This is a genomic window from Pseudoalteromonas sp. T1lg75 (assembly GCF_002964705.1).
GTDB lineage: Bacteria > Pseudomonadota > Gammaproteobacteria > Enterobacterales > Alteromonadaceae > Pseudoalteromonas.
This window is the reverse complement of record NZ_PQCD01000018.1, coordinates 84972-107957: the sequence shown is the minus strand read 5'-3', so window position 1 is coordinate 107957 and position 22986 is coordinate 84972. Positions and strand designations below refer to the sequence as shown.

The 22986-nt window shown below is 48.7% G+C and carries 22 protein-coding genes; 15 read left to right on the top strand and 7 right to left on the bottom strand.

Translation table 11 applies throughout. The annotated features are described in order from the left end of the window. Positions 1-31 precede the first annotated feature (31 nt). The 9 genes from rfbA to galE all read left to right on the top strand — a co-directional run bounded on the left by rfbA (position 32) and on the right by galE (position 9058). A complete protein-coding gene (gene rfbA / locus C2M36_RS05090; protein WP_105253991.1) occupies positions 32-910 on the top strand; it encodes a glucose-1-phosphate thymidylyltransferase RfbA in 879 nt (292 codons plus the stop codon). Further along, positions 907-1455, top strand: a complete 549-nt coding sequence (gene rfbC / locus C2M36_RS05085) for a dTDP-4-dehydrorhamnose 3,5-epimerase (protein ID WP_105253990.1) — start codon at positions 907-909, stop codon at positions 1453-1455. The genes rfbA and rfbC overlap by 4 nt, the downstream gene beginning before the upstream one ends. A gap of 3 nt (positions 1456-1458) precedes the next feature. Beyond that, positions 1459-2538: a dTDP-glucose 4,6-dehydratase gene (gene rfbB / locus C2M36_RS05080; RefSeq protein WP_105253989.1), complete on the top strand. Its 1080-nt coding sequence runs from the start codon at positions 1459-1461 to the stop codon at positions 2536-2538. A 42-nt stretch (positions 2539-2580) separates the two neighbouring features. Beyond that, positions 2581-3426 (top strand): dTDP-4-dehydrorhamnose reductase, encoded by an 846-nt coding sequence (gene rfbD, locus C2M36_RS05075; RefSeq protein WP_105253988.1) that lies wholly within the window; start codon positions 2581-2583, stop codon positions 3424-3426. A gap of 128 nt (positions 3427-3554) precedes the next feature. After that, positions 3555-4631 carry a UDP-N-acetylglucosamine--undecaprenyl-phosphate N-acetylglucosaminephosphotransferase gene (gene wecA, locus C2M36_RS05070; RefSeq protein ID WP_105253987.1) on the top strand — a complete coding sequence of 359 codons (1077 nt, stop codon included), beginning with the start codon at positions 3555-3557 and terminating at the stop codon, positions 4629-4631. 184 nt (positions 4632-4815) lie between these two features. Further along, complete coding sequence (gene galU / locus C2M36_RS05065) at positions 4816-5691, top strand: UTP--glucose-1-phosphate uridylyltransferase GalU (protein ID WP_105253986.1); 876 nt, start codon at positions 4816-4818, stop codon at positions 5689-5691. 152 nt (positions 5692-5843) lie between these two features. After that, positions 5844-7010: a nucleotide sugar dehydrogenase gene (locus tag C2M36_RS05060; RefSeq protein WP_105253985.1), complete on the top strand. Its 1167-nt coding sequence runs from the start codon at positions 5844-5846 to the stop codon at positions 7008-7010. Between the two features lie 11 nt (positions 7011-7021). Continuing rightward, a complete protein-coding gene (locus C2M36_RS05055; protein WP_105253984.1) occupies positions 7022-8023 on the top strand; it encodes an NAD-dependent epimerase in 1002 nt (333 codons plus the stop codon). 18 nt (positions 8024-8041) lie between these two features. Next, on the top strand, positions 8042-9058 hold the full coding sequence (galE, locus tag C2M36_RS05050; RefSeq protein WP_105253983.1) for a UDP-glucose 4-epimerase GalE: 1017 nt from the start codon (positions 8042-8044) through the stop codon (positions 9056-9058). Between the two features lie 252 nt (positions 9059-9310). Here the strand turns inward: galE and C2M36_RS05045 are convergent, their stop codons facing one another. The 3 genes from C2M36_RS05045 to rsuA form a co-directional block, all read right to left on the bottom strand. Then, positions 9311-9775 (bottom strand): REP-associated tyrosine transposase, encoded by a 465-nt coding sequence (locus C2M36_RS05045; RefSeq protein WP_234399093.1) that lies wholly within the window; start codon positions 9773-9775, stop codon positions 9311-9313. Positions 9776-9828: 53 nt separating this feature from the next. Beyond that, positions 9829-11193, bottom strand: coding sequence for an MBL fold metallo-hydrolase RNA specificity domain-containing protein (locus C2M36_RS05040; protein WP_105253982.1), 1365 nt, complete (start codon positions 11191-11193; stop codon positions 9829-9831). 233 nt (positions 11194-11426) lie between these two features. Beyond that, complete coding sequence (rsuA, locus tag C2M36_RS05035; protein WP_105253981.1) at positions 11427-12125, bottom strand: 16S rRNA pseudouridine(516) synthase RsuA; 699 nt, start codon at positions 12123-12125, stop codon at positions 11427-11429. Between the two features lie 54 nt (positions 12126-12179). On the opposite strand from rsuA, the gene zapE reads away from it, so the two are divergent. Next, positions 12180-13325, top strand: a complete 1146-nt coding sequence (zapE, locus tag C2M36_RS05030) for a cell division protein ZapE (protein ID WP_234399092.1) — start codon at positions 12180-12182, stop codon at positions 13323-13325. A 5-nt stretch (positions 13326-13330) separates the two neighbouring features. Here zapE and slmA read toward each other — a convergent pair whose 3' ends face one another. Together slmA and coaBC are read right to left on the bottom strand one after the other, a co-directional pair. Then, positions 13331-13918, bottom strand: coding sequence for a nucleoid occlusion factor SlmA (slmA, locus tag C2M36_RS05025; RefSeq protein ID WP_105253980.1), 588 nt, complete (start codon positions 13916-13918; stop codon positions 13331-13333). Between the two features lie 95 nt (positions 13919-14013). Continuing rightward, entirely contained in the window at positions 14014-15201 is a 1188-nt protein-coding gene (gene coaBC / locus C2M36_RS05020) for a bifunctional phosphopantothenoylcysteine decarboxylase/phosphopantothenate--cysteine ligase CoaBC (RefSeq protein ID WP_442792639.1), read from the bottom strand. A 116-nt stretch (positions 15202-15317) separates the two neighbouring features. Here coaBC and radC point away from each other — a divergent pair, with 116 nt between their 5' ends. The 3 genes from radC to rpmG all read left to right on the top strand — a co-directional run bounded on the left by radC (position 15318) and on the right by rpmG (position 16733). Next, a complete protein-coding gene (gene radC, locus C2M36_RS05015; RefSeq protein WP_105253978.1) occupies positions 15318-15992 on the top strand; it encodes a RadC family protein in 675 nt (224 codons plus the stop codon). A gap of 336 nt (positions 15993-16328) precedes the next feature. After that, positions 16329-16565: a 50S ribosomal protein L28 gene (rpmB, locus tag C2M36_RS05010; protein WP_010364213.1), complete on the top strand. Its 237-nt coding sequence runs from the start codon at positions 16329-16331 to the stop codon at positions 16563-16565. 12 nt (positions 16566-16577) lie between these two features. Continuing rightward, entirely contained in the window at positions 16578-16733 is a 156-nt protein-coding gene (gene rpmG / locus C2M36_RS05005; protein ID WP_099643121.1) for a 50S ribosomal protein L33, read from the top strand. A 107-nt stretch (positions 16734-16840) separates the two neighbouring features. On the opposite strand, the gene C2M36_RS05000 is transcribed toward rpmG, so the two are convergent. Continuing rightward, entirely contained in the window at positions 16841-18691 is a 1851-nt protein-coding gene (locus C2M36_RS05000) for a cation:proton antiporter (RefSeq protein ID WP_105253977.1), read from the bottom strand. 544 nt (positions 18692-19235) lie between these two features. Here C2M36_RS05000 and proB point away from each other — a divergent pair. Together proB and C2M36_RS04990 are read left to right on the top strand one after the other, a co-directional pair. Further along, on the top strand, positions 19236-20342 hold the full coding sequence (gene proB, locus C2M36_RS04995) for a glutamate 5-kinase (RefSeq protein WP_105253976.1): 1107 nt from the start codon (positions 19236-19238) through the stop codon (positions 20340-20342). After that, a complete protein-coding gene (locus C2M36_RS04990; RefSeq protein ID WP_105253975.1) occupies positions 20339-21586 on the top strand; it encodes a glutamate-5-semialdehyde dehydrogenase in 1248 nt (415 codons plus the stop codon). The genes proB and C2M36_RS04990 overlap by 4 nt, the downstream gene beginning before the upstream one ends. A gap of 72 nt (positions 21587-21658) precedes the next feature. Here C2M36_RS04990 and C2M36_RS04985 read toward each other — a convergent pair whose 3' ends face one another. Further along, positions 21659-22879, bottom strand: a complete 1221-nt coding sequence (locus tag C2M36_RS04985) for a methyl-accepting chemotaxis protein (protein WP_234399090.1) — start codon at positions 22877-22879, stop codon at positions 21659-21661. Between the last annotated feature and the right edge of the window lie 107 nt (positions 22880-22986).

The window sequence follows — 22986 nt, the reverse complement described above, 5'->3', positions numbered from 1 at the left end:
ATCAGTTACAAATATTATTAAAGAGTTATTAATGCGTAAAGGAATTATTTTAGCTGGGGGGAGTGGCACCAGGCTTTACCCTCTTACCAAAGTTGTGTCTAAACAACTTATGCCGGTATATGACAAACCAATGGTGTATTACCCACTTGCGACCCTGATGCAGTCCGGGATCCGAGATATTTTGGTGATTGCAACACCTCAAGAAGTGGGTCGTTTTCAAGAGCTGTTAGGCGATGGTGAGCAGTTCGGTGTGCATATCGAGTACAAAGTGCAACCAAGCCCAGATGGCTTGGCGCAGGCTTTTATTCTTGCTGAAGAGTTTTTGAATGGTAGTTCTGCCGCTCTAGTTTTGGGCGACAATCTCTTTTATGGTCACGATTTAGTTAAATCTCTGAAGTCAGCCAGTGAAAATTCAGGGGGGACCGTGTTTGGTTATCATGTCGCTAACCCAAGAGCATATGGCGTTGTTGAGTTTGATGAAACTGGAAAAGCGATTTCGATAGAAGAAAAGCCGCAACAGCCTAAGTCTAATTACGCCGTACCAGGATTATACTTCTTTGACTCTGATGTGGTGGAAGTTGCAAAGAATGTTAAGCCATCAGCTCGTGGCGAACTCGAAATAACAGACGTGATTGAGCACTACCTCAAAGCAGGTAAGTTGAATGTGGAAATCATGGGGCGGGGTACGGCATGGCTTGATACTGGTACTCATGACGATTTACTTGCTGCCGCTCAATTCATCGAGACCATTGAAAAGCGCCAAGGCCTAAAGGTTAACTGTCCCGAAGAAGTAGCCTTTAGAAATGGTTGGCTAAGTGCTGAAGAGTTGCGCGATATTGCCCAGCCACTTATTAAAAGCGGTTATGGCGAATATTTGCTACGACTTATCGATGATAAGGTATTTTCATGAAAGTAGTTGATACGTTAATACCAGACGTAAAAATTTTAGAGCCTTCAGTTTTTGGTGATGAACGTGGTTTCTTTATGGAGACATTTCGCGCCGATTGGTTTAAAGAGAATGTAGCGAATGTTGAGTTCGTTCAGGACAATCACAGTAAATCGGCTCAAGGTATCCTTCGTGGCCTGCATTACCAGTTAAAACAGACTCAAGGCAAGCTAGTTAGAGTTGTTGCTGGTGAAGTATATGATGTGGCCGTAGATATGCGAAAGTCTAGTCCAACCTTTGGACAAGCAGTTGGCGTTTTGCTATCTGAGCACAATAAACGCCAGCTTTGGGTGCCAGAAGGTTTTGCTCATGGTTTTTATGTAACCAGTGATTCAGCTGAGTTTGTGTATAAATGCACAGACTATTATGCGCCTGAACATGAGCGTAGTCTTTTGTGGAATGATCCGAAGCTGGCAATAGAATGGCCACTCGTTCAAGGGCAAGAGCCTCTATTATCTGCCAAAGACGCAGATGCAAAGTTATTTGTTAATGCAGATTATTTTGAGTAAAAAATGAAAAAGACGATTTTTGTAACGGGTGGCGCAGGTTTTATTGGTTCTGCACTGGTTCGTTTTTTAATTAATGAAACTGATAATCAAGTTATTAATATAGATAAACTTACGTATGCCGGCAATCTTGAGTCGCTGGAGAGCATTGCTCAAAACGAGCGCTATAGTTTTGAGCAAGCGGATATTGTGGATAAAGATGCTATGCGGAGTTTATTCGCAAAATATCAACCTGATTATGTGATGCATCTAGCTGCAGAGAGTCATGTCGATAGATCAATAGATGGTCCTGGTGAGTTTATTCAAACTAACGTGGTTGGTACATTCTCATTATTAGAAGCTGCTCGTGAATATTACAAAGAACAGCCACAAGAAAAACAACAAACATTTAGATTCCATCACATTTCAACCGATGAAGTTTATGGCGATTTAGGAGACACCGGGTTGTTCACCGAAGAAACATCCTATGAACCTAGTTCTCCGTATTCAGCCTCTAAAGCAGCCAGCGATCACCTTGTTAGAGCTTGGTATCGTACCTACGGTTTGCCTGTCGTGGTTACCAACTGCTCAAATAACTATGGACCATATCATTTCCCTGAAAAGTTAATTCCTTTAATGATTTTGAATGCATTAGAAGGTAAGCCATTACCAGTCTATGGCGATGGTAAGCAAATACGTGACTGGTTGTTTGTTGAAGACCATGCGCGAGCTTTGTATAAGGTTGTGACAGAGGGTGAGATTGGTGAAACCTACAATATCGGCGGTTTCAATGAAAAGCAAAATATTGAAGTGGTTCACACCATCTGCGCTCTTCTTGAAGAACTAGCACCTGACAATGCATTGGCAAAGTCATCTGGCGGTGATGGGTTTGAGAGTCTAGTAACCTATGTGGCGGACAGGCCAGGGCATGATGTTCGTTATGCAATCGATGCAACCAAGATAGAGCGCGAATTAGGTTGGCGGCCTGTTGAAACTTTCGAAACCGGTATAAGAAAGACCATTGAGTGGTATTTAGAAAACAGTGTTTGGTGCCAACATGTTCAAGATGGTAGTTATATGCGAGAGCGACTAGGCTCTAAAAATTGAATTTCTAAGCGGTGTTAACACCGCTTTATTTTTAGGTGTTTTATGATTGTTGTTATAGGTAAGTCGGGCCAACTGGCGCAAGAGCTAAAAGCTACAAGCGCAAACAAGCAGGTAATTTTCCTAGGGCGAGAAGATATTAATCTGTTCGACGAAGACGCCCTAACATTAAAACTGAATAAATACAAGCCCAAGGTAATCATCAATGCGTCTGCTTATACTGCGGTAGATAAGGCCGAATCAGATGAGCAAGCCGCATTTAAGTTGAATTGTGATGCAGTAGCGAGTCTGGCCGAATATTGCAGCGAAAATAACGTTAGATTTATACATGTTTCAACCGACTTTGTATTTGATGGTAAAAAAGAAACTCCTTATGAGGTAAATGATAAAACATCACCTGTAAGCGTTTATGGCGCCTCGAAGTTAGCCGGTGAGTGTGCAATACAAGAACTAATGGATAGTGAGTACGCTATTGTTCGTACTTCTTGGCTGTATTCTACTTATGGAAATAACTTTGTAAAAACCATGCTTAGATTAATGGCCGAGCGTGATGAATTAGGCGTAGTGGCAGATCAGATTGGGTGTCCAACATACGCTAGAGGGCTAGCCGAATTTATCTGGAACTTAGCTGAAGTTAGTGAAGTCTCCCCGATTTACAATTGGTCTGATCTTGGAGCTGCGAGTTGGTATGATTTTGCTGTAGAAATATATAATCAGGCTATGAAGTTGGGGCTTCTCTCCAAGGAAGTGAAAATAAGCCCGATTAGCACGAGTGATTACCCAACCCCTGCTACAAGGCCGTCTTTCAGCTTGCTTAAAGCTGATAGTGCGAGCAGTTTGGAGTGGCAATTTAACTTGAAAAATATGCTCGAAGAGCTTAAGTCAATGTAAAGAAGTCAGTGTTAGCTTTAGTCTAATCACAACTTTTAACTTCAAAGGCGAAGAGCAAGTGTTATAATTGCGGCCTAAATTTGGATACATGCCTCTCAAGGATTTTGAGGGATTACGGAGAAATAAGTGTGGAGTTTTTTGTTGCGCTTTTAACAACATTGATTGTTATACCTATTCTTAAACCTTTGGCGATAAAGGCTGGGTTGGTGGATCTTCCCAATGCGCGCAAGCATCATGAGGGCGCCGTTCCGCTAATTGGCGGGATTGCCATATTTTTGGGAACACTGACCGCTGCACTTATTGCTTTTCCTACCGATGCTACCGTTCGGCTTTTCCTGCTATCTGCTGCTCTTATTGTTTTTCTGGGTATGCTTGATGACAAACAAGACTTGCCAGTAAGTACGCGTATTGTTGCGCAAGTACTGATAGGTGGCATCCTTGTTTATGGGGCAGGTCACTACATTCACAATCTCGGTGATTTGTTCTACTTTGGCAATATTGACATAGGTGTTGTTGGTACTGTCTTTACAATTATTGCAGTGATAGCTGCTATAAACGCCTTCAATATGACAGATGGTATTGATGGTTTGGCGGGAAGTTTGGCGCTTAACTCTTTCACTGCCATAGCTATTTTGTTCTATATGAGCGGTGACAGTAACCAAGCCATGCTGCCGATCATCATCGCTTTTTCAGTAATTCCTTTTCTGCTTTTTAACTTATCCCTGCTCCCAGGCAAAGCGCGTAAAATATTTATGGGTGATGCAGGCTCAATGTTTATCGGATTGAGCGTGATTTGGATGTTGACTCTAGGCACGCAAGGAGAAAATCCTTCATTTCGTCCTGTAACGGCATTGTGGATTATCGCTGTTCCTTTGATGGATATGGTGGCTATAGTCTTCAGACGTATCAAAAAGGGCCAGTCTCCGTTTAAACCAGATAGGGATCATCTTCATCATATTTTTATGCGTGCGGGTATGACCTCAAGAGGGGCGCTTGCCGTTATTTGCAGTGTTTCTATTCTTCTCGCTGCGGTTGGTGTCGTGTGTGACTACTATCAAGTGGCTGAAAGTATAATGTTTTTTGGCTTTTTAGCGTTATTTGCAGTTTATAATTACGCCATAATGCATATATGGAAGCTATTGAAATGGATTCACCTTATACAGCGAAAGAGAAATTTCGCGCGCATTAAAAAAAATAGGAAATAAAGCGCCTACAGCCTTTAATCCTGCAGACGGCATTTGCGATCTCGTTTGGCTGGAGCGACAAAAACAGCAATCGCCGATGGCGGATATCGTTAAAATTAAACGTTAATAAACTTGTCATAGTAATCTTGGTAGCGAGTTTGTATGCTAGCTACCAAGGTTGCTCAAATACTTACGTAAAAATCATATGAAAGCTGTTATCCCTGTAGCCGGTCTTGGTACACGCATGTTGCCGGCGACCAAAGCCATTCCTAAAGAAATGCTTCCACTCGTCGACAAGCCACTGATTCAATATATAGTTAGCGAGTGTGTACGGGCGGGCATTAAAGAGATAGTGCTGGTAACGCACTCTTCTAAAAATGCCATCGAAAATCATTTTGATACCAGCTTTGAGTTAGAAGCTACCCTAGAAAAGCGGGTGAAGCGTCAGCTACTTGATGAGGTGCGCTCTATTTGCCCAGAAGATGTGACCGTTATGCATGTTCGTCAGGGTGAAGCTAAAGGTTTGGGCCATGCCATTATGTGTGCCAGGCCAATCGTTGGTGATAACCCCTTTGCGGTAATCTTGCCGGATGTGATCCTCGACGAGTTCAGTGCCGATCAAAGCAGTGAAAACCTGGCCGCTATGATTAAACGTTTTAAAGACACTCAAACCAGCCAAATCATGCTTGAGGCAGTAGCTACGCAGGACGTAAGCAAGTACGGTATTGCCGATATTAATGGCGTTCAAATTGAACCTGGTGAAAGTGCCATTATCAAACACATGGTGGAAAAGCCTAAGGTGGAAGAAGCACCTTCAAACCTGGCCGTGGTAGGTCGCTATGTACTTTCTCATAATATCTGGCCGCTGTTGAAGAAGACGCCCATTGGCGCAGGTGGAGAAATTCAACTGACCGATGCCATTGATATGCTTATTGAACAAGAACCTGTAGAAGCGTTTCGTATGAGCGGTATATCACACGATTGTGGTGATAAACTGGGCTACCTCAAGGCGTTTGTACGTTACGCACAGCAGCACCCAGATTTAGGTGATGCGTTTACCGCGCATCTAAAAAGCCTCTAAGGCATGGGCTGTAGGCTAAGCTTACAGCCAGCTTAGATAGCTTATACCTCATAAGCTTCCCTTCGCAGAACTTAATCTAACATTCATATCTATACGATAGTGTTTACCTAATACGAAATTATTTTTGAACCTAGTTTTCGCAGAAGATTGTTATGAAAATTACTATAGTTGGTACCGGCTACGTCGGTCTGTCTAATGCAGTACTTTTGGCGCAACACAATGAAGTGGTTGCCCTGGATATCGACAGTAAAAAAGTTGACCTGCTGAATAAGCAAGAATCCCCCATAGTCGATAACGAAATAAGCCACTTTTTGCAAAATAAGCCGCTCAACCTGGTCGCCACCACGGATAAAGAAATGGCACTGCAAGGGGCTGAGTTCGTAGTGATAGCCACGCCCACCGACTATGACCCAGAGACCAATTACTTTAACACTCAAACCGTGGAAAAGGTGATTGAGGATGTGCTGCACATCAACCCCTCGGCGCTGATTGTTATCAAATCAACCGTGCCAGTAGGTTACACCAAAAGTATCAAGGAAAGGTTTGGCGTCGATAATATTCTGTTCTCGCCTGAGTTTCTGCGTGAGGGCAAGGCGCTACACGATAACCTATATCCATCGCGTATTATTGTTGGTGAGCAAAGTGAGCGCGCAGCTAAGTTTGCAGCCCTTTTACAGCAAGGTGCAGAAAAGCCCGACGTGGATGTATTACTGACAAATTCCACCGAAGCCGAAGCCATTAAGCTGTTCTCCAACACTTATCTAGCAATGCGTGTAGCCTATTTTAATGAGCTAGACAGCTATGCCGAGTCGCACGGTTTGGATGCCCGTCAGGTAATTGAAGGGGTGGGCTTGGACCCGCGTATCGGCAGCCATTATAATAACCCTTCATTTGGTTACGGTGGTTACTGTCTACCAAAAGATACCAAGCAGTTGCTGGCCAACTATAAGGATGTGCCTAACAATATGATCCGCGCCATAGTTGATGCCAATACTACCCGTAAGGATTTTATCGCCGACTCAATCATTAAACGCGCACCTAAGGTTGTGGGTGTGTATCGTCTGGTGATGAAGGCTGGCTCGGACAATTTTAGGGCGTCGGCAATTCAAGGCGTAATGAAGCGTATTAAGGCCAAGGGTATCGAAGTGCTGATATATGAGCCTACACTCGAGTCGGATACCTTTTTCCATTCTAAGGTCACTACCTCGCTTGAGGAACTCAAACAGTGCTCTGATGTCATAATCTCCAATCGGATGACCGATGAATTGAGTGATGTCGCGGATAAGGTGTACACTCGCGACCTGTTTGGCAGTGATTAATAAGGTTAGCTATGAAGTATTTAGTAACGGGCGCCGCGGGTTTTATAGGCGCCGCGGTCAGTGACAAGCTATTGGCACAGGGCCATGAAGTTGTTGGTATAGATAACCTCAATGATTATTATGATGTTGCCCTAAAAACGGCGCGCCTTGAGCACATAAAGCACGAACGTTTTACTTTTGTTGAGTTGGATCTTGTTCAGCAGCAGGCGCTGGCGCAACTGTTCGAGCAGGAAAAGTTTGACCGCGTTATTCACTTGGCGGCGCAGGCCGGTGTGCGTTATTCCATTGATAACCCTCAGGCCTACGCTGAAAGTAACCTGGTCGGTCACCTCAATATATTGGAAGCCTGCCGTCATAACCGGATTGGGCACTTAGTCTATGCCTCATCCAGCTCTGTCTATGGTTTAAATGAAACCACGCCTTTTTCTACCAGTGATTCCGTTGACCACCCGGTTTCACTCTATGCGGCCACTAAAAAGTCCAACGAAGTAATGGCTCATAGCTATTCTCATTTATATGCGTTGCCAACTACCGGGCTGCGTTTCTTTACCGTGTATGGCCCCTGGGGTCGCCCGGATATGGCTCCCTACATTTTCACCAAGAAAATCCTTAACGGCGAAACCATAGACGTGAATAATCATGGCGATATGTGGCGCGATTTTACCTATATCGACGATATTGTCGAAGGGGTTGTGCGTATTGCCGATGTGTTGCCCGAGCCTAACCCCCAGTGGAAGGTTGAGTCTGGCTCGCCGGCCACTAGCTCGGCTCCTTACAAGGTTTACAATATCGGCCACGGCAGCCCGATTAACTTAATGGACTTTATTAAGGCCATTGAAGATGAGCTGGGCATCGAAGCTGTTAAAAACTTCCGCGAAATGCAGCCGGGCGATGTGTATAAAACCTATGCCGATACCGAAGATCTTTTTGCCGCAACCGGCTATCGCCCTCAGGTCGATGTTACCTCCGGGGTGAAGGAGTTGGTTAAATGGTACAAAGGCTTTTACGCCTAATTCAACGCAGGAAAAGGTATGGCTATCTTGGTCACCGGAGGAGCTGGCTATATCGGCTCACACACGGTACTTGAGCTGCTCGAACAGGGCAGTGAAGTGCTGGTCTTTGATAACCTGAGCAACAGCTCGCAAGAGTCGCTACGTCGCGTTGAGGCACTAACGGGTAAGACGGTGGCCTTTGTTCAAGGTGATATTCGCGATAAAGCAGCCTTGGATAAGGTGTTTAGCGATCATCATATCACCGCCGTGGTCCATTTTGCTGGCCTTAAAGCGGTGGGTGAGTCGGTGAGCAAGCCGGTGATGTACTATCAAAATAATGTTCAGGGGTCGCTTACCCTGATTGAAGCGATGCGCGAAGCCGAAGTGTTCTCTTTGGTATTTAGCTCATCCGCTACGGTTTATGGCGACCCGCAAACCTTACCCATAGATGAAAACGCTCCGGTAGGCGGCACCACCAACCCTTATGGCACCTCTAAATTGATGGTGGAGCAGATTTTAGAAGATGTAGCCAAGTCCGACCCTCGTTGGCGTTTTGCTATCTTGCGCTACTTTAACCCGGTTGGCGCCCACCACAGTGGGCAAATAGGTGAAGACCCTAACGGCATTCCCAATAACCTCTTGCCTTATATCTCTCAGGTAGCCGTAGGTAAGCTGGAGAAGCTGGCGGTATTTGGGGATGATTACCCTACCAAAGACGGCACTGGAGTGCGCGATTACATTCATGTTGTCGACCTGGCCTTGGGTCACCTTAAAGCCCTGGACTGGCTTCTTGAGCACAGCGGCGTGCATATTTATAACCTGGGAACCGGCAACGGTTACTCGGTATTGGAAATGGTGCAGGCCTTTGAGCAGGCGTCGGATAAACCCGTACCCTATCAAATTGCCCCGCGTCGTGATGGCGATATCGCCACCTGTTATGCCAGTGCGCAAAAAGCTTTGAATGAGCTGGGATGGCAGGCAGAGCGCGGCTTAATGCAAATGATGCAGGATGCCTGGCGCTGGCAAAGCCAAAACCCCAATGGTTATGAGTCATAACCTGTAGGCCGCCTTAATGGCCTACAACGGGGCTAGATAATACCTGTAGGCCGCCTTAATGGCCTACAACGGGGCTAGATAATACCTGTGGGCTAGGCTTTAGCCTTGCGAGGGGGTTAAATGGCAAACTGCTAGGTCATCGCTTCTGTATTGTTCAATTGTCAGACTGAAGTCTGACCTACAGAGTCTGACCTACACAAAAGTACCTGCGGTTATCTGTAGGCGAGGCTTTAGCCTTGCGAAGAGGCCAGCTTATAAAGAAACCGAATTCCAATATGGATAATCTTTGATATTACTGACAAGACCATTACGAATTGGGTTAGCGATAATATATCGGGCAATACCCAACCGATGTTCTTCACTCCTTAAGGCGTGATCATAAAACCCTCTTTGCCATACCTGTCCATTTTTGCCCAAATTTTGGTTGATTCGTTTAGCTGTAAATCCCTTCAAGTGTTGTACGCAAGAGCTTAAATCATGTTTTTGAAGCACGATAAGTCCGTGGAAGTGGTCGGGCATTAATACCCAAGTTAGCCACCGGCAACAAGTGGCCTGCTCATTATAAGCGATGCTGGAACAAAACCGCTGTGCAAGTTGCGGACATAGGAAAAGAGGAGCGCGCGAGCGCAGCAAAAAGTAATGAAGTATTCCTGTTGGGGTTGCGAGTAACGACCTTTTTGTAATGCATGATAAGACATATTCACTTCCTTTGAACATGATTGCTCTAATCATTGTAGTTTATTTGTACTGGCACATTTAAAAAGGCCGAATTAGGTCGCGATTTCTATCTTCACTTCGCCCTTGAGGTTCTCTTTAAGTTTATCCGCCAGCGCCTGTTTTGCCTCTATATCGCCATGTACGATTTTGATATGCCCGGGCTTTTTCGTCATGCCGGTAACAAAGCGCACTAAATTGGCCTGATCCGCATGGGCGCTGTAACCGCTAATGGTGTGTATCTGCGCCTTAATATCAATTCGTTGGTTGTTTAGCACCACATAACCACCGAGTGGGCCGTACTTTTGAATATCACGCCCCGGCGTCCCTTGCCCCTGATAGCCAACAAAGATCACATCGGTACGGGGGTCCTCTAAAAAGGCTTCCAGATAATTGACTATGCGCCCACCGCTGCACATGCCGCTGGCGGCGATCACAATCGCCGGCTTTTGCCTCTGCTTCAGGTAGCTTAGGGTTTGCACATGCTCCTGATGGCTATCCAGGGTATACAGGTGTTCAAAGTTAAGGGGGTGGCGGCCCTTGGCCACACGTGCCTTGGCTTCTTTATCCCAGAGCGATTTAAAGTGTCTATATTCGCAGGTGAAGTTGGCGGCCATGGGTGAGTCGATAATCACTTCAATGTCCTGCCAAAAAGAGTGTTTTGGCGCACTGTGGATGATCTGCTCCAGCTCATAGAGCAGCTCTTGGGTGCGGCCTATGCTAAAGGCGGGAATCAGCACCACGCCGTTATCGCGTACCGCCTTTTCAATCACTTCCTTAAGTCGTTTACTGCGGTTTTTACGCCCCTGATGCAGGGTATCACCATAGGTCGACTCAATCACCAGGGTGTCGGCCTTGTAGGGCGGTTTAGGCGCTGGCAGCAAGGGCGTGTGGGGGGCGCCTAAATCACCGGAAAACACCACTCGTTGCGCCTGCTTTCCTTGACCTACATCGATTTCGATATAGGCGGAGCCGAGAATATGTCCGGCCCGTTGCAGGCGAAAGCGCAATGGGGTCTTAAATTGGTCCAGCATCTGCCACTGTTTAAAGGCGATCGGTACCAGTTGCTGGCGAATAAGCCTTAAGCAGGTGGTAACCAGTTGCTCATCCTCGGTGACGCCAAGTTTGAGAGCATCTTCAATCACAAGGGGAAGCAGGGCGGCAGTGGCTTCGGAGGCGTAAATCGGGCCGCTAAAACCGGCGGCAAGCAGGTAAGGGATACGACCCACATGGTCGATATGGCAGTGGGTTACTAGGAGTGCCCGCACCGTGCTGATATCAAATTCGATGCCGAGATCCTGGCGCGCTTCAAGCCCTTGAAACAGGCCGCAGTCGACCAATAAGGACTCGCTCTCGCTCACCTTCAACTGGTGGCAAGAGCCGGTTACGCCATTGACCGCTCCGTGGTGAATGATTTCCATTGCTACTCATAGGCTTAATCGGTACATACCTATTACTATAGGTGAACCGCACACCAGTGCAATGGGCTTATCTAAAAGCTGCTTCTGTATTGCTTTATTGTCAGACTGAAGTCTGACCTACAGGGTCTGGCTTACAAAAAAATACCTACGGTTATCTGTGGACGAGGCTTTGCCGCTATGGATGGCGGTACTAGGGTAACGCAGGAGCGGTTACCTAGCTGCCTTGCTGCTAATTAGAGCGCGATTTCCTCTTCGCTTAGGAGACGGTACTCACCCGGTGCCAGATCCGGGTCAAGCTCAATGCCGGCAATGGCTTCGCGGTGCAAAGTCACCACCTTGTTACCAACCGCGGCCAGCATGCGCTTAACCTGATGGTATTTGCCTTCGACTATATGCAGGCGAATTTGGTATGGCGCCAACACTTCGACCTTGGCGGGTAGGGTGAGATCGCGCTCACCATGAAGCTGCACGCCTTGCTCAAGTTCACTAACGGCTTGCTTTTCCAAGGGCTCGGCAAGCTCAACCAGATAGGTTTTGAATTTTTGCTTTTTCGGGCTGGTGATCTGGTGGCTCCACTGGCCATCATTGCTGATCAACACCAGACCCGTGGTGTCTATGTCTAAGCGTCCGGCAATGTGTAACTCACTCAGATTAGGCTCATCAAGCAGCTCGAAAACGGTGGCGTGGAGTTCATCGCTGTTGGCGCAGACAAAGCCTTCCGGCTTATTGAGCATAAAGTAGCGCAGCCCTTGATAGGTGATGAGCTCACCATCGAGCATGATTTCATCTTGTTCAGTCACTGCTTGATCAAGCTGCCTGGTAACTTCTCCGTTAACGGTAACACGCTTTTTCTTGATTGCTGCTTTGGCGTGGGTGCGCGGGATTTCCGCCAGGTTGCTAATAAACTTGTCTAATCGGCAGGGGAACTTCATTGGGGACGGGCTTAAACTTGGTTACAATGGCGCGAGTATAGCCCATGCAGCATAGTGAAAACAGCCACCTTGAGTAAAATCCTCTCCCAATATAACCAGCTTATTGGCAATAATCAGATCCTCGCCGATCCCGTGCAGTTGAGTGCGATCAAGGCGCTGGCAAAGCTGGCGGCGCAGTTGGAGGCTGAACAGGAATCACCTCATTTTTTCTGGCAGCGCAAACGCATCATTCATGGCCTTTATTTACATGGTCCGGTAGGGCGGGGTAAGTCCATGTTAATGGACTTATTTTATGAGCAGGTAGCGATAGCAAATAAACAGCGCCTACACTTTCATCACTTTATGGCCTGGGTGCATGAGCGCTTGCAGGCATTGCAAGGGACTACAAATCCCATGCGACAACTTGCCAAGGACTATGCGGCGCAGACACGCTTGCTCTGCTTTGATGAATTCTTTGTCAGCGACATCGGTGATGCCATGATCATGGCGCGTTTGTTTGAGGCCTTGTTTGCCGAAGGCGTGGTGCTGGTGGCAACCAGTAACTGCCAGCCTTGTGAGTTATACCGCAATGGTCTGCAGCGCGCTCGTTTTGAGCCGACAATTGCCTTAATTGAAGCGCATTGTCAGGTCTGTGATGTCAGCGGCGAGCAGGATTATCGTCTGCATGGGTTTAACGGCTTTCGACATTATATCGAGTATCAGCCCGAGCGCCTGTTACAGCGTTTTAGCAAGGAACAAAAACAAGCTGCCCACAGCAAGGCCTTATTGATCCACCATAGGGCCGTGCGTTTTCAAGCCCTTGGTGAATGTGCTGCCTGTATTGATTTCTTTGAGCTGTGTGGGTTGGGGCGCTCCAGTGCCGATTATATGTTTCTCGCCCAGCGTTTCGATGTGCTCTATGTGGACAAGGTGCCTTTGATGGGCGTGGAAAAAGTGCAGCAGAATACCGCTCAGGGGATTGAGGAAGGCTACATACGCGAGCGTGAACAGGTTAGTCATGCTCTGCTTGATGATGAGGCAAGGCGTTTTATTGCGCTGGTGGATGAGTTTTACGACACCGGAAAATTGGTTGTCATCGCCGCTCAGGGGGAGCTGACGCATTTATACCAGGGCGAGCGGTTGGCGTTTGAATTTGCCCGTACTCAGTCGCGCCTGATAGAGATGCAGCGCTGGCCACTACCTAGGGTCAGCGCTGAATAAGGCGGTTAAAGCCAGATTTTTTGCAGCTCTTGCCACTGCTTCTCAAATTGAGCGCTGGGCTTGGCGGTAAAGTTAGAGCGTACGAACTGGTTCATCTTACCTTCTACATAGGCGAGAAACAGGTTGGCTAGCGTGCCTTCATCGCTGGCAAAAGCCTTGCCTTCGCGGAGTTTTCGCTCGCGCAGTACCTGCTTAAACTGGGTTTCCAGTTTTTCAAACAGGCTTTGGATGCGCTCACGCAGACGCTCATTTTCCCCTTGTAGCGCATCGCCGGTAAGAATGCGGGTAATGCCCGGATTCTTCTCGGCAAAAGCCAACACCAGCATCAGCATGTTATACACGCGGCTTTGCGTTTCTTTTTCGTTTTCTAAAATGATGTTGATGCGTGAGAGCAGGGTGTCTTCGATAAACTCGATCAAGCCCTCAAACATACGTGCCTTGCTCGGAAAGTGACGATACAGCGCCGCTTCCGATACCCCCACCTCAGCTGCCAGCTTGGCGGTGGTAATACGTTGACCCGGGCTAGTCTCTAACATTTGCGCAAGTGATTGGAGGATCTGCTCTTTGCGATTAGTGCGGCGTGTGGCAGCCATGGCGTTCCTTTTTAAAGCTCTTTAGTGGTCTTTGACCTTTATTATGAACGCCATATTAATGCTTTCTGAAATCCCTTTCCAGTCTTTTGCGTGCTTTAAATCAACTTTGCGGCAATATTTTCCATGACAGTGAGTGCTAACTTACGCTTGTCGGTTAAGGGCAGGCTTAGTTCGCTGTCGGCGCTAAACAAGGTGAGGGCGTTGCTGTCGCTGTTAAACCCCTGTCCCTGTTTTGCCACGTCGTTGGCGCAGATCATATCCAGGTTTTTATTGCGTAATTTGCCCTTGGCATAAGCGGCGACATCCTGGGTTTCTGCGGCAAAACCAACGGTAAATGGACGCTGTTTGGTTAAGGCGGCCACGTCGGCAATAATGTCCGGGTTTTTCACCAGGGTGAGGGTGAGTTCATCCCCTTGCTTCTTCATTTTTTGCTCGGCAATATCGGCGGCACGATAATCTGCCACCGCGGCACAGCCAATAAAAATATCCGATTGCGGCGCCAAGGCCAGTGCTTGCTGGTGCATGTCCAGTGCGCTTTGGACGCCATACACCTGGCATTGGCTTGGTGGCGTCAGGCTTACCGGACCGGAAATCAAATTCACCTTAGCACCCAGGGCCAGTGCCGCTTCGGCCAGGGCATAACCCATTTTCCCCGAGCTATGATTGGAAATATAGCGCACTGGATCCAGTGGCTCGCGAGTTGGTCCGGCTGTGATGGTGACGGTTTTGCCCGCCAACACCTGCTCGTGCGCGGGAGTGCAGATCAGCTCAACCAATTCCATCGGCTCAAGCATACGTCCAGCGCCCACATCGCCACAGGCTTGCTCACCGCTGCCCGGGCCCCAAATGGCGACGTTGCGTTGAGCTAGGGTGGCTAAATTCGCTTTGGTGGCCGGGTGGGCATACATTTGCTGATTCATCGCCGGGGCGATGGCAACGTCGGCATCGGTGGCCAGCAACAAGGTAGTGAGAAGATCATCGGCAATGCCGGCGGCCATTTTGGCAATGATGTTCGCCGTCGCCGGGGCGACTAAAATCAGATCCGCCCATTTGGCAAATTCGATGTGGCCCATGGCCGCCTCGGCCTGGGGATCGAGCAGGGAGTCCGACACCATTTCACCGGACACCGCCTGCATGGTCAGTGGCGTGATAAAGTGCTTGGCACTGTCGGTCATCACCACTTTAACCTCGCAACCGCGCTCTTTTAGACGGCGTGTTAACTCGGCGCATTTGTAGGCGGCAATGCCGCCGCTGATCCCAAGGACCACTTTTTTGTTTTGCATAGCGAACAATAATTCAGTTGATATTTAAAAGGCTTAACGCCTCAAACTGGGGTAAAAGATACCAGATGTCGGCCCCTTGCACTATAGTTTAGCAATTAGCGAAGCAAGGAGTGCTTATGCGTATCACCGATATCCCCCATGCTCAAAGGCCGCGCGAGAAGCTGCTTGCGCAGGGCGCCCAAAGCTTATCCGATGCCGAATTACTGGCTATTTTCTTTCGCACCGGCGTACCCGGCGCCAATGCCGTGGAGTTGGCGCAACAGGTGCTGGGCCACAGTCAGGGGCTATCGCCCTTGTTGAGCGCTGAGCATGATGAGTTCTGCCGCTGGCGCGGTATGGGCACGGCTAAGTATGTGCAATTACAGGCGGCCATCGAGCTGGCACGACGGCATTTGCTCAGCGCCTTAGAGCGCGACACCCTGTTTGATTCACCGCAAGCGGTGCGTGACTTTTTATTGCTTGAGCTCAAAACTCAGCAGCGGGAGCAGTTTTTGGTGCTGTTTTTAGATGCGCAACACCGTTTAATCTCCAGGGAAGTCTTGTTTCAGGGCACCATAGATGCGGCATCGGTCTACCCGCGCGAGGTGGTAAAGGCGGCGCTTAAGCACAATGCGGCAGCGGTGATCCTCGCTCATAACCACCCCAGCGGCGTGGCCGAGCCCAGCCAGGCGGATAAGCTGATCACCCATAAACTAACCCAGGGTCTGGCGCTGGTGGATATTCGGGTGCTGGATCATTTGGTCGTAGGCGGTAGCCACTGCGTGTCTTTTGCCGAGCAGGGGCTGCTCTAAACATCGCCGGCACCCTGCTGTTTGTTAGTGACCAAGTGCCGCTAGGAGCCTAACTCAGGCAGTGAATGGAATGGGTTTTGGTGACGTACAGGGTAAAGCGCAAAAATAAACGGCTTTAGTGCAATTTAAATGCAGTTTTTGCTTTCCCTTTGCCGCCTAGATCTCTATAATTGGCCGCTATCAAAATTCATACATGAGCTGATTCTGAGATCAGGTTTCTTGATCTTTGCCTGTCTATGCTGTATAAAGAGCGCCCTTCGATTTATCCCGGGGCAGTATACAAAAAGGCCATAAGGGAAAATTAAGCTCGAGCGAAGTTATTGGAGATAAATAGACATGTCTAAAGTCTGTCAAGTTACAGGTAAGCGCCCAGTGGTAGGTAACCACCGCTCACACGCGCGCAACGCGACTAAGCGTCGTTTCCTACCTAACCTACAAACTCACCGTTTCTGGGTTGAAAGCGAAAAACGTTTTGTATCACTACGCACTACTACTAAAGGTATGCGTATTATCGACAAGAAAGGCATCGACGCGGTTCTAACAGAAATCCGTGCTCGCGGCGAAAAAGTTTAAGGAACCTAAGTCATGCGCGATAAGATTCGTCTAGTTTCAACTGCCGGTACTGGTTACTTCTACACTACCGACAAGAACAAGCGTAACATGCCTGAAAAAATGGAGATCAAAAAATACGACCCTAAAGCTCGTAAACACGTGATCTTCAAAGAAGCGAAAATCAAGTAATTTGATTCTCTGCTTTAACAGCATATGCTAAAAAACCCGACTTCATGTCGGGTTTTTTGTTACCTGAAAAAAGTGAGCAGCGCTATAAGGTGCAGAAAACCCAGGCCTTAGCCTGGGTTTTTAGTCGCCTGTAACTGCGGGTTTTTGGTCGGGGCGTTATGTTGATCTTTGATCAAAGACATTTTCGGTGGTTGCAAGGCCACGACCTTCTCTCCTTCTTCCGGCGGCCGCTCCATATCCTCGGTGATGATACGCACCGATTTCTCGGCACCAATAATAAACAGGGGAATGGCCTCGGCATTAAACTCCTGGTATTGCTGCCAGTCAAACTCTTCACTTAAACGCGTCGCACTGACCTTACCGCCTTTGGCTATCAGGCTGCTTAGCTTGGCATAAGAGCCATTGTCGCCGAAGAGGATCTGCCGTGACAAGAAGGTGGCGCTGTCCTTATTGGCCTTGGCATGGCTTTGCGATGACTTGAGTGAGAATACCTTCTTCTCTCCCAATAAGTGGCTAAAGTATTGAATACCCAGGGCATTATGGTGGCGGTTTGGTGACAAGGCCAATACCTTGCTGATGTTGGTCAGCGGCAGGTAACGCTCAGCATGCTCAGATTGCGGGTTACCATAGTAGCAGGGCAGGCCATCCATACGCGCCATTTTGCAGTTTTCCCAGGCCGGATCGGAGAGATGCACATCGATTTCCTGCTCCTTTAAGCCGCGAGCAATGGCGCGAGAAACATGGTTAGCACCGATAATCAGCAGGATGGAAGGGGCCGGTTGGCGTACTCCCAGCAGTTTTGCCAAGGGCACAGCACTGAGGCTGTTTAGCACCACGGTCACTATGATCACGGTAAAAATAAGGGGCACCATTTTCTCTGCATCGACAATACCGGCCTCGGCCATGCTCAGGGCGAATACCGAGCCTACTGCCGCCGCCACTATGCCTCGCGGTGCTATCCAGGCCAGTACTAAGCGTGACTTAAATGGTAAGTCGCTGCCATAGGTGGAGAGCAAAATATTGAGTGGCCGTGCCACAAATAAGACGATGGCGAGAAAAATAAATACCTGGGCATCCAAGGCCATTAAATCGGACAACTCCAGGCGCGCCGCTAACAGGATAAACAGGGTGGAGATCAGGATCATAGACAGGTCTTCCTTAAACTCCAGCACCGAGTCTATTTCCAAATCGTCCTGGTTAGCTAACCAGATACCAAATACGGTCACCGCCAACAGGCCCGACTCATGGCTTAGGTGATTAGAAACGGTAAAGCTGATCAGCACCAGAGCTAGGGTAAAGAATTTATGCAGATCATAAGGCAACCATTCGCGGCGGATCAGCTGGGTGGTGATCCAGCCGGCGGCGGCACCGAGTGAAAAGCCGACGCTCAAGGTGGTGATCAGGGCGCCAATGGTGTGGCTAAAGACATCGCTTTGGCCAACCAGCATTACGGCTTCAAACACTAACACCGCGAATAAGGCGCCAATGGGGTCAATCACTATCCCTTCCCAGCGCAGCACTCGGTCGATGTCCTGGGTCGGGCGCATGGCATTGAGGAGCGGGGCTATGACAGTGGGTCCGGTTACCACTAGTACGGCGCCAAGTACCGCAGCTACTCGCCAGTCCAGTTCAAGTAGCCAGTAAGCGCTAATGCCGACTACCGCAAAGGTCAGCAGCATCCCCACCGAGCAGAGATTTCGCACCACCTTGCCTATCCCTTTTAGCTCGCGAAAGTGCAGGGTTAATGCGCCTTCGAATAGGATCACCGCCACCGATAAGGACACCACGGGGAAAAGCAGTTCACCTAAGAGTTCATCGGGTTTGAGTAAGGAAGTGGCAGGCCCAAGTATGAGTCCGATAAGAAGAAGAAATAAAATGGCGGGAACGCGAAAGGCCCAGGCGAGCCACTGCGCAATAACACTGCATAGCGCAATTCCTGCAATATAAATTGCTGACATAAAGACCCTTTTTGTCTATCCGTGAAACTTAAGTATGAGGTAAGTGAGCGTTGATGACAATGTCGGCTAGGTAAAATCCCTACGCCGCGTGCACCCATATCCCAATATTGGGCTTTGGTCTCGAAATTAATATCACGTCTAATCTTTTTGTTGGTTTTTTGACTTTCATCTAGCGATTTTTTGCCTTGAAAATACGTATTATAAATGGGTTTTATGTTCTCTATAGCCCAGTAATCCTTGATATTTAACTGCAGATCCGCATAATAACGTTCGTAGACAAAATATTAGAGTGCTAATTAATTGTGGTTTTGCTCAGAATTGAGCAGGCAAAACCACAACTGTTAGTGCTTTTTCTTAACTCCCTTGGGTTGTGGCTAAGCCTTATGCGTCAGTCGCTGTGCTGGCCAACCCTAGTTAATCACGGCCCGCTCCATAGTGGCTTTTTAATATATTTAAATTAGGCCTTTTTCCAGTTCGTGCTATCGCAAGGCGACAGGCGACGCTATGAGCTGGCTTATAACTGTTGGTAAGGAATTCGAAGCACATGCAAAATTTTAAATGGCAACGTATCGTACTCAAAGTGGGTAGCGCCTTAATTGCGCCGGAGCAAAATGGTTGCAGCTCCCGCTACCTGCTCAGTATTGCGCAGTTCATCGTTCGTTGCCGTGCGCAAGGTATTGAGGTGATCTTAGTCTCTTCCGGCTCGGTGGCTGCCGGCTCGCATCTGTTTCCGGCCGACAAAGCCCGTTCTGTGGCCATGAAAAAAGCCATGGCCGCGGCTGGACAAACCGAGATGATGGCGACCTGGGACCGATTTTTCGACTTCCCGTCGGCGCAAATATTACTAACCCATGGTGACTTGCGTGACCGTGAGCGTTATAAAAGTATTCGCGAGACCATCTTTACCCTGCTTGATCATGGTGTGCTGCCCATTATTAATGAGAACGACACCGTGACCACGGACGATCTAAAAGTGGGCGATAACGATAACCTTTCCGCCATGGTTGCGGGGGCCGCCGATGCCGATGCCTTGATGATTTGCTCCGATGTTGATGGTTTATTCGACAAAAACCCGAATTTGCACAGCGATGCGGTGTTGTTGCCCGAGATAGGCAAGATCGATGAGTCGATTTATGCCATGGCTGGGTGTGCCACAAGTGCCGTGGGTACCGGTGGCATGAAAACCAAAATCGAAGCAGCAGAGAAGGCGACGTCGCACGGGATCACCACCTTCATTCTAAATGGTTTTAAGGAGCAAACTTTTAATCGTTTACTTGATGGGGAGAATCCGGGTACTATCTTCAAGCCTTACGAAAAGCCAATGCAGGAAGCAATTCATTGGCGCACTCATACCGCCAGCGAGCAGGGCGAGGTGGTGATTGAAGGGAGTTTTTCTGAGCCCTTGGATAAAAACAGCGAGCAGCTTAATCCCCATGAAATAGTCGAGGTGAGGGGCGAGTTTGCGGTAGGCGACACCATTTTAGTGCGTAGCGACGATGGTACTAGGCTCGCCAAGGCCAAGGCCAACTACAGTAGTTGTTTGTTGAACTTTATAGCCGAGAACGAAAGCACAGAATTCAGCGATGAGGTGCAGGATTCAATCGGCCCGATTATTTCAGATGAAGACATCGCAGTATTGGAGAAATCATGAGTTTAGTAAAGGATATTTCCGTCCAAGCAGCCAAGGCCGCCAAGGTACTGGCCTTGCTTGATACCGAGAGTAAAAATGCCGTATTACGCGACATGGCCAAGGCACTGCGTGACAATAAAGAGCAGATCAAAACACGTAACGAGCAAGACCTTGCCCAGGCCCGAGACAATAACCTGGCCCCGGCCATGGTTGACCGTCTGACCCTGACCGATGAGCGTATTGAAGATATGGCTGTTGGCATAGAGACCATTGCCGAGCTAGACGATCCTGTGGGTCAGTTACGCTCGTTGGGCGAGCGCCCCAATGGCATAAAAATTAATAAAATGCGGGTGCCGCTTGGGGTTATCTGCATGATCTATGAGGCGCGTCCCAATGTCACCGCCGATGCCGGTGCCCTGTGTTTTAAATCCGGCAACGCGGTTATTCTGCGCGGTGGTAAAGAAGCCTTGGCTTCGAGTATGGCTATCGCCGAGGTACTGCATCAGGTGCTGGCACAGCATAATTTGCCAACGGCGCTGATCTCGGTGATCCCGGATCCGGACCGTGGCCTGCTGATGGAGCTGATGCGCCAGCGCGAGACAATCGACCTTATCATCCCTCGCGGCGGTGAAGGCCTGATTAATTTTGTCACCGAAAACAGCACTATTCCGGTGATCCAGCATTTTAAGGGCGTGTGCCACCTGTATGTGGATAAAGATGCCGACCTGGATATTGCCCTAAATCTGCTGTTAAACGGTAAAACGCAACGCACCGGTGTATGTAATGCCTTGGAAGGGCTGGTGGTGCATCAGGATATTGCCCCGCAATTCTTGCCTATTGCCGCCAAGGCGTTGGCCGAAAAAGGTGTTCGTATTAACGCCGATAGCCAGGCCGCGCAGTATTTTGACGGTGCCAAGGTCATCAATGAAGACGAATTCGGTGAAGAATACCTGGATTTAGAAATCGCCGTGCGCATGGTAGAAGACTTTAACGCCGCCGTGGCGCATATCGATCGTTTCGGCAGCTTTCACACCGAGGTGATCTGCACCCAAAACGAGCAAACGGCAGCGCTGTTCCAGCGCAGTGTAGATGCTTCTGTGGTCATGGTGAATGCGTCATCACGCTTCTCCGATGGTTCGCAGTTGGGATTAGGCGCCGAAATAGGCATTGCCACCACCAAGTTGCATGCCTACGGCCCTATGGGACTGGAGTCACTTACCACGGAAAAATACCTGGTAAATGGCATCGGCCAGGTGCGCGATTAAACCGGGTCTGTAATGTAAAAAGCCGCTTAAGAGCGGCTTTTTTTATGCGGGTTGCGACTCGGCTGACAAAGCTTAGCTGACAAAGCGCTGTAAGTCGCTTTGGGTACTTCTAGTTAAATGCTCGGAGTGGGCACATTGCTCCGCGGCCTGATCTATTTGCGTTTTGGCGTCTTGTCCCAGCAAACTGATATGCTCCACCGATTTTTGCGTATGTGCCTGGCTCTGCTCCAGCTCATGTACCGCGGCGACTATCTCTTGCAGTTGGCGTTGATTTTGTTCGAAGTCGCTGACCAACTGACTAAAACCATTGGCGGTGCTATTGATGGCGTGTTCTGCTTGTGAGGAGTGGTCTATCAGCAACAGCGACTCTTCGCTGGTATCGGCCACCAGGCTGTTCATTTGGTTGATAAAATCACTGATCTGCCCAGTTGCGTTGCTGACTTTAAGCGACAGGCTTCTGACCTCGTCGGCAACCACGGCAAAGCCGCGACCGGCTTCTCCGGCTCGAGCGGCCTCAATGGCGGCATTCAGCGCCAGTAAGTTGGTTTGGTCGGCAAAACCTTCGACCATCTTAAGGATATTGCGAATGTTTTCCGAATTCTCTTTTAACCCGGTTACGGTATCGGAAAAGCGCGCCAAGAGCTGAGTGATTTGCTGGATTTTTGCCACCAGTTGACCGAGCTCTTGAGACGACCCCTGCACAAAACTTAAATTATCGCTGTTGGCATAAAACACCGCGTCCGTGCTGGCGACTATCTGCTCCAGGCTTTGCGTAACCTGAGCGGTGCCGGCGGCAATATCATTGCTAAATTGCAGTTGTTGGGCGCCGAGTTCGGCGGTGTTTTGCATCGACAGATTAACTTGCTGGTTGCTGTTAGCGGCCTGAGCCGCGCCATGGTAAGTGCTGGTAAGCAACTCGCCGAGGTGATGCACAAACTGATTATATTGCTCACTGAGTTCGCGAAATTCGTCAAAGGTAAATTGCGGCAGTCGGGCATTGAGGGTGGCGTCCTGGCTGTTTATTTGGATCAGGGTGTCGCGCATTGCCTGCACCGGACGGACCATGAGATGGCGCATATAGAAAATGGTGAAGACAAAGCCGCTAAGAATGACCAAGGTGAGCACAATAAATAGCCCCAGTCCTTGGCCGCTCGCCGCCAGCGCCTGATAAAGCCAAAATAGGCTGAGCAGTTGTAACAGCAGCAAAAAGCTGAGGTTACCAACAATCTTGCGTGTCAGGGTGTAAAAAAAGGTTTGTTCAATATAGTTGTAAATGCGCATAAACCGACTCATTAAATGCTGCTCCATGTGCCTGTAGAGCGGATATTTCCTGCCCAGGGTTGGCGAAATAAAATCGCTTAGATTCTTATCGGCCGGGAGCAGGAAAACTATAGTGCGCA

Bases quoted from the DNA above. Each gene is read 5' to 3' on its own strand.
- rfbA (WP_105253991.1), top strand. From the start codon at position 32: ATGCGTAAAGGAATTATTTTAGCTGGGGGGAGTGGCACCAGGCTTTAC.
- rsuA (WP_105253981.1), bottom strand. From the start codon at position 12,125: ATGAAGTTCCCCTGCCGATTAGACAAGTTTATTAGCAACCTGGCGGAA.
- C2M36_RS05040 (WP_105253982.1), bottom strand. From the start codon at position 11,193: ATGGAAATCATTCACCACGGAGCGGTCAATGGCGTAACCGGCTCTTGC.
- C2M36_RS04990 (WP_105253975.1), top strand. From the start codon at position 20,339: ATGAGTTTAGTAAAGGATATTTCCGTCCAAGCAGCCAAGGCCGCCAAG.
- coaBC (WP_442792639.1), bottom strand. From the start codon at position 15,201: ATGCAAAACAAAAAAGTGGTCCTTGGGATCAGCGGCGGCATTGCCGCC.
- C2M36_RS05000 (WP_105253977.1), bottom strand. From the start codon at position 18,691: ATGTCAGCAATTTATATTGCAGGAATTGCGCTATGCAGTGTTATTGCG.
- slmA (WP_105253980.1), bottom strand. From the start codon at position 13,918: ATGGCTGCCACACGCCGCACTAATCGCAAAGAGCAGATCCTCCAATCA.
- C2M36_RS04985 (WP_234399090.1), bottom strand. From the start codon at position 22,879: ATGAGTCGGTTTATGCGCATTTACAACTATATTGAACAAACCTTTTTT.
- C2M36_RS05045 (WP_234399093.1), bottom strand. From the start codon at position 9,775: ATGTTCAAAGGAAGTGAATATGTCTTATCATGCATTACAAAAAGGTCG.
- galU (WP_105253986.1), top strand. From the start codon at position 4,816: ATGAAAGCTGTTATCCCTGTAGCCGGTCTTGGTACACGCATGTTGCCG.
- rfbC (WP_105253990.1), top strand. From the start codon at position 907: ATGAAAGTAGTTGATACGTTAATACCAGACGTAAAAATTTTAGAGCCT.
- radC (WP_105253978.1), top strand. From the start codon at position 15,318: ATGCGTATCACCGATATCCCCCATGCTCAAAGGCCGCGCGAGAAGCTG.
- galE (WP_105253983.1), top strand. From the start codon at position 8,042: ATGGCTATCTTGGTCACCGGAGGAGCTGGCTATATCGGCTCACACACG.
- rpmG (WP_099643121.1), top strand. From the start codon at position 16,578: ATGCGCGATAAGATTCGTCTAGTTTCAACTGCCGGTACTGGTTACTTC.
- proB (WP_105253976.1), top strand. From the start codon at position 19,236: ATGCAAAATTTTAAATGGCAACGTATCGTACTCAAAGTGGGTAGCGCC.
- rpmB (WP_010364213.1), top strand. From the start codon at position 16,329: ATGTCTAAAGTCTGTCAAGTTACAGGTAAGCGCCCAGTGGTAGGTAAC.
- C2M36_RS05060 (WP_105253985.1), top strand. From the start codon at position 5,844: ATGAAAATTACTATAGTTGGTACCGGCTACGTCGGTCTGTCTAATGCA.
- rfbD (WP_105253988.1), top strand. From the start codon at position 2,581: ATGATTGTTGTTATAGGTAAGTCGGGCCAACTGGCGCAAGAGCTAAAA.
- rfbB (WP_105253989.1), top strand. From the start codon at position 1,459: ATGAAAAAGACGATTTTTGTAACGGGTGGCGCAGGTTTTATTGGTTCT.
- C2M36_RS05055 (WP_105253984.1), top strand. From the start codon at position 7,022: ATGAAGTATTTAGTAACGGGCGCCGCGGGTTTTATAGGCGCCGCGGTC.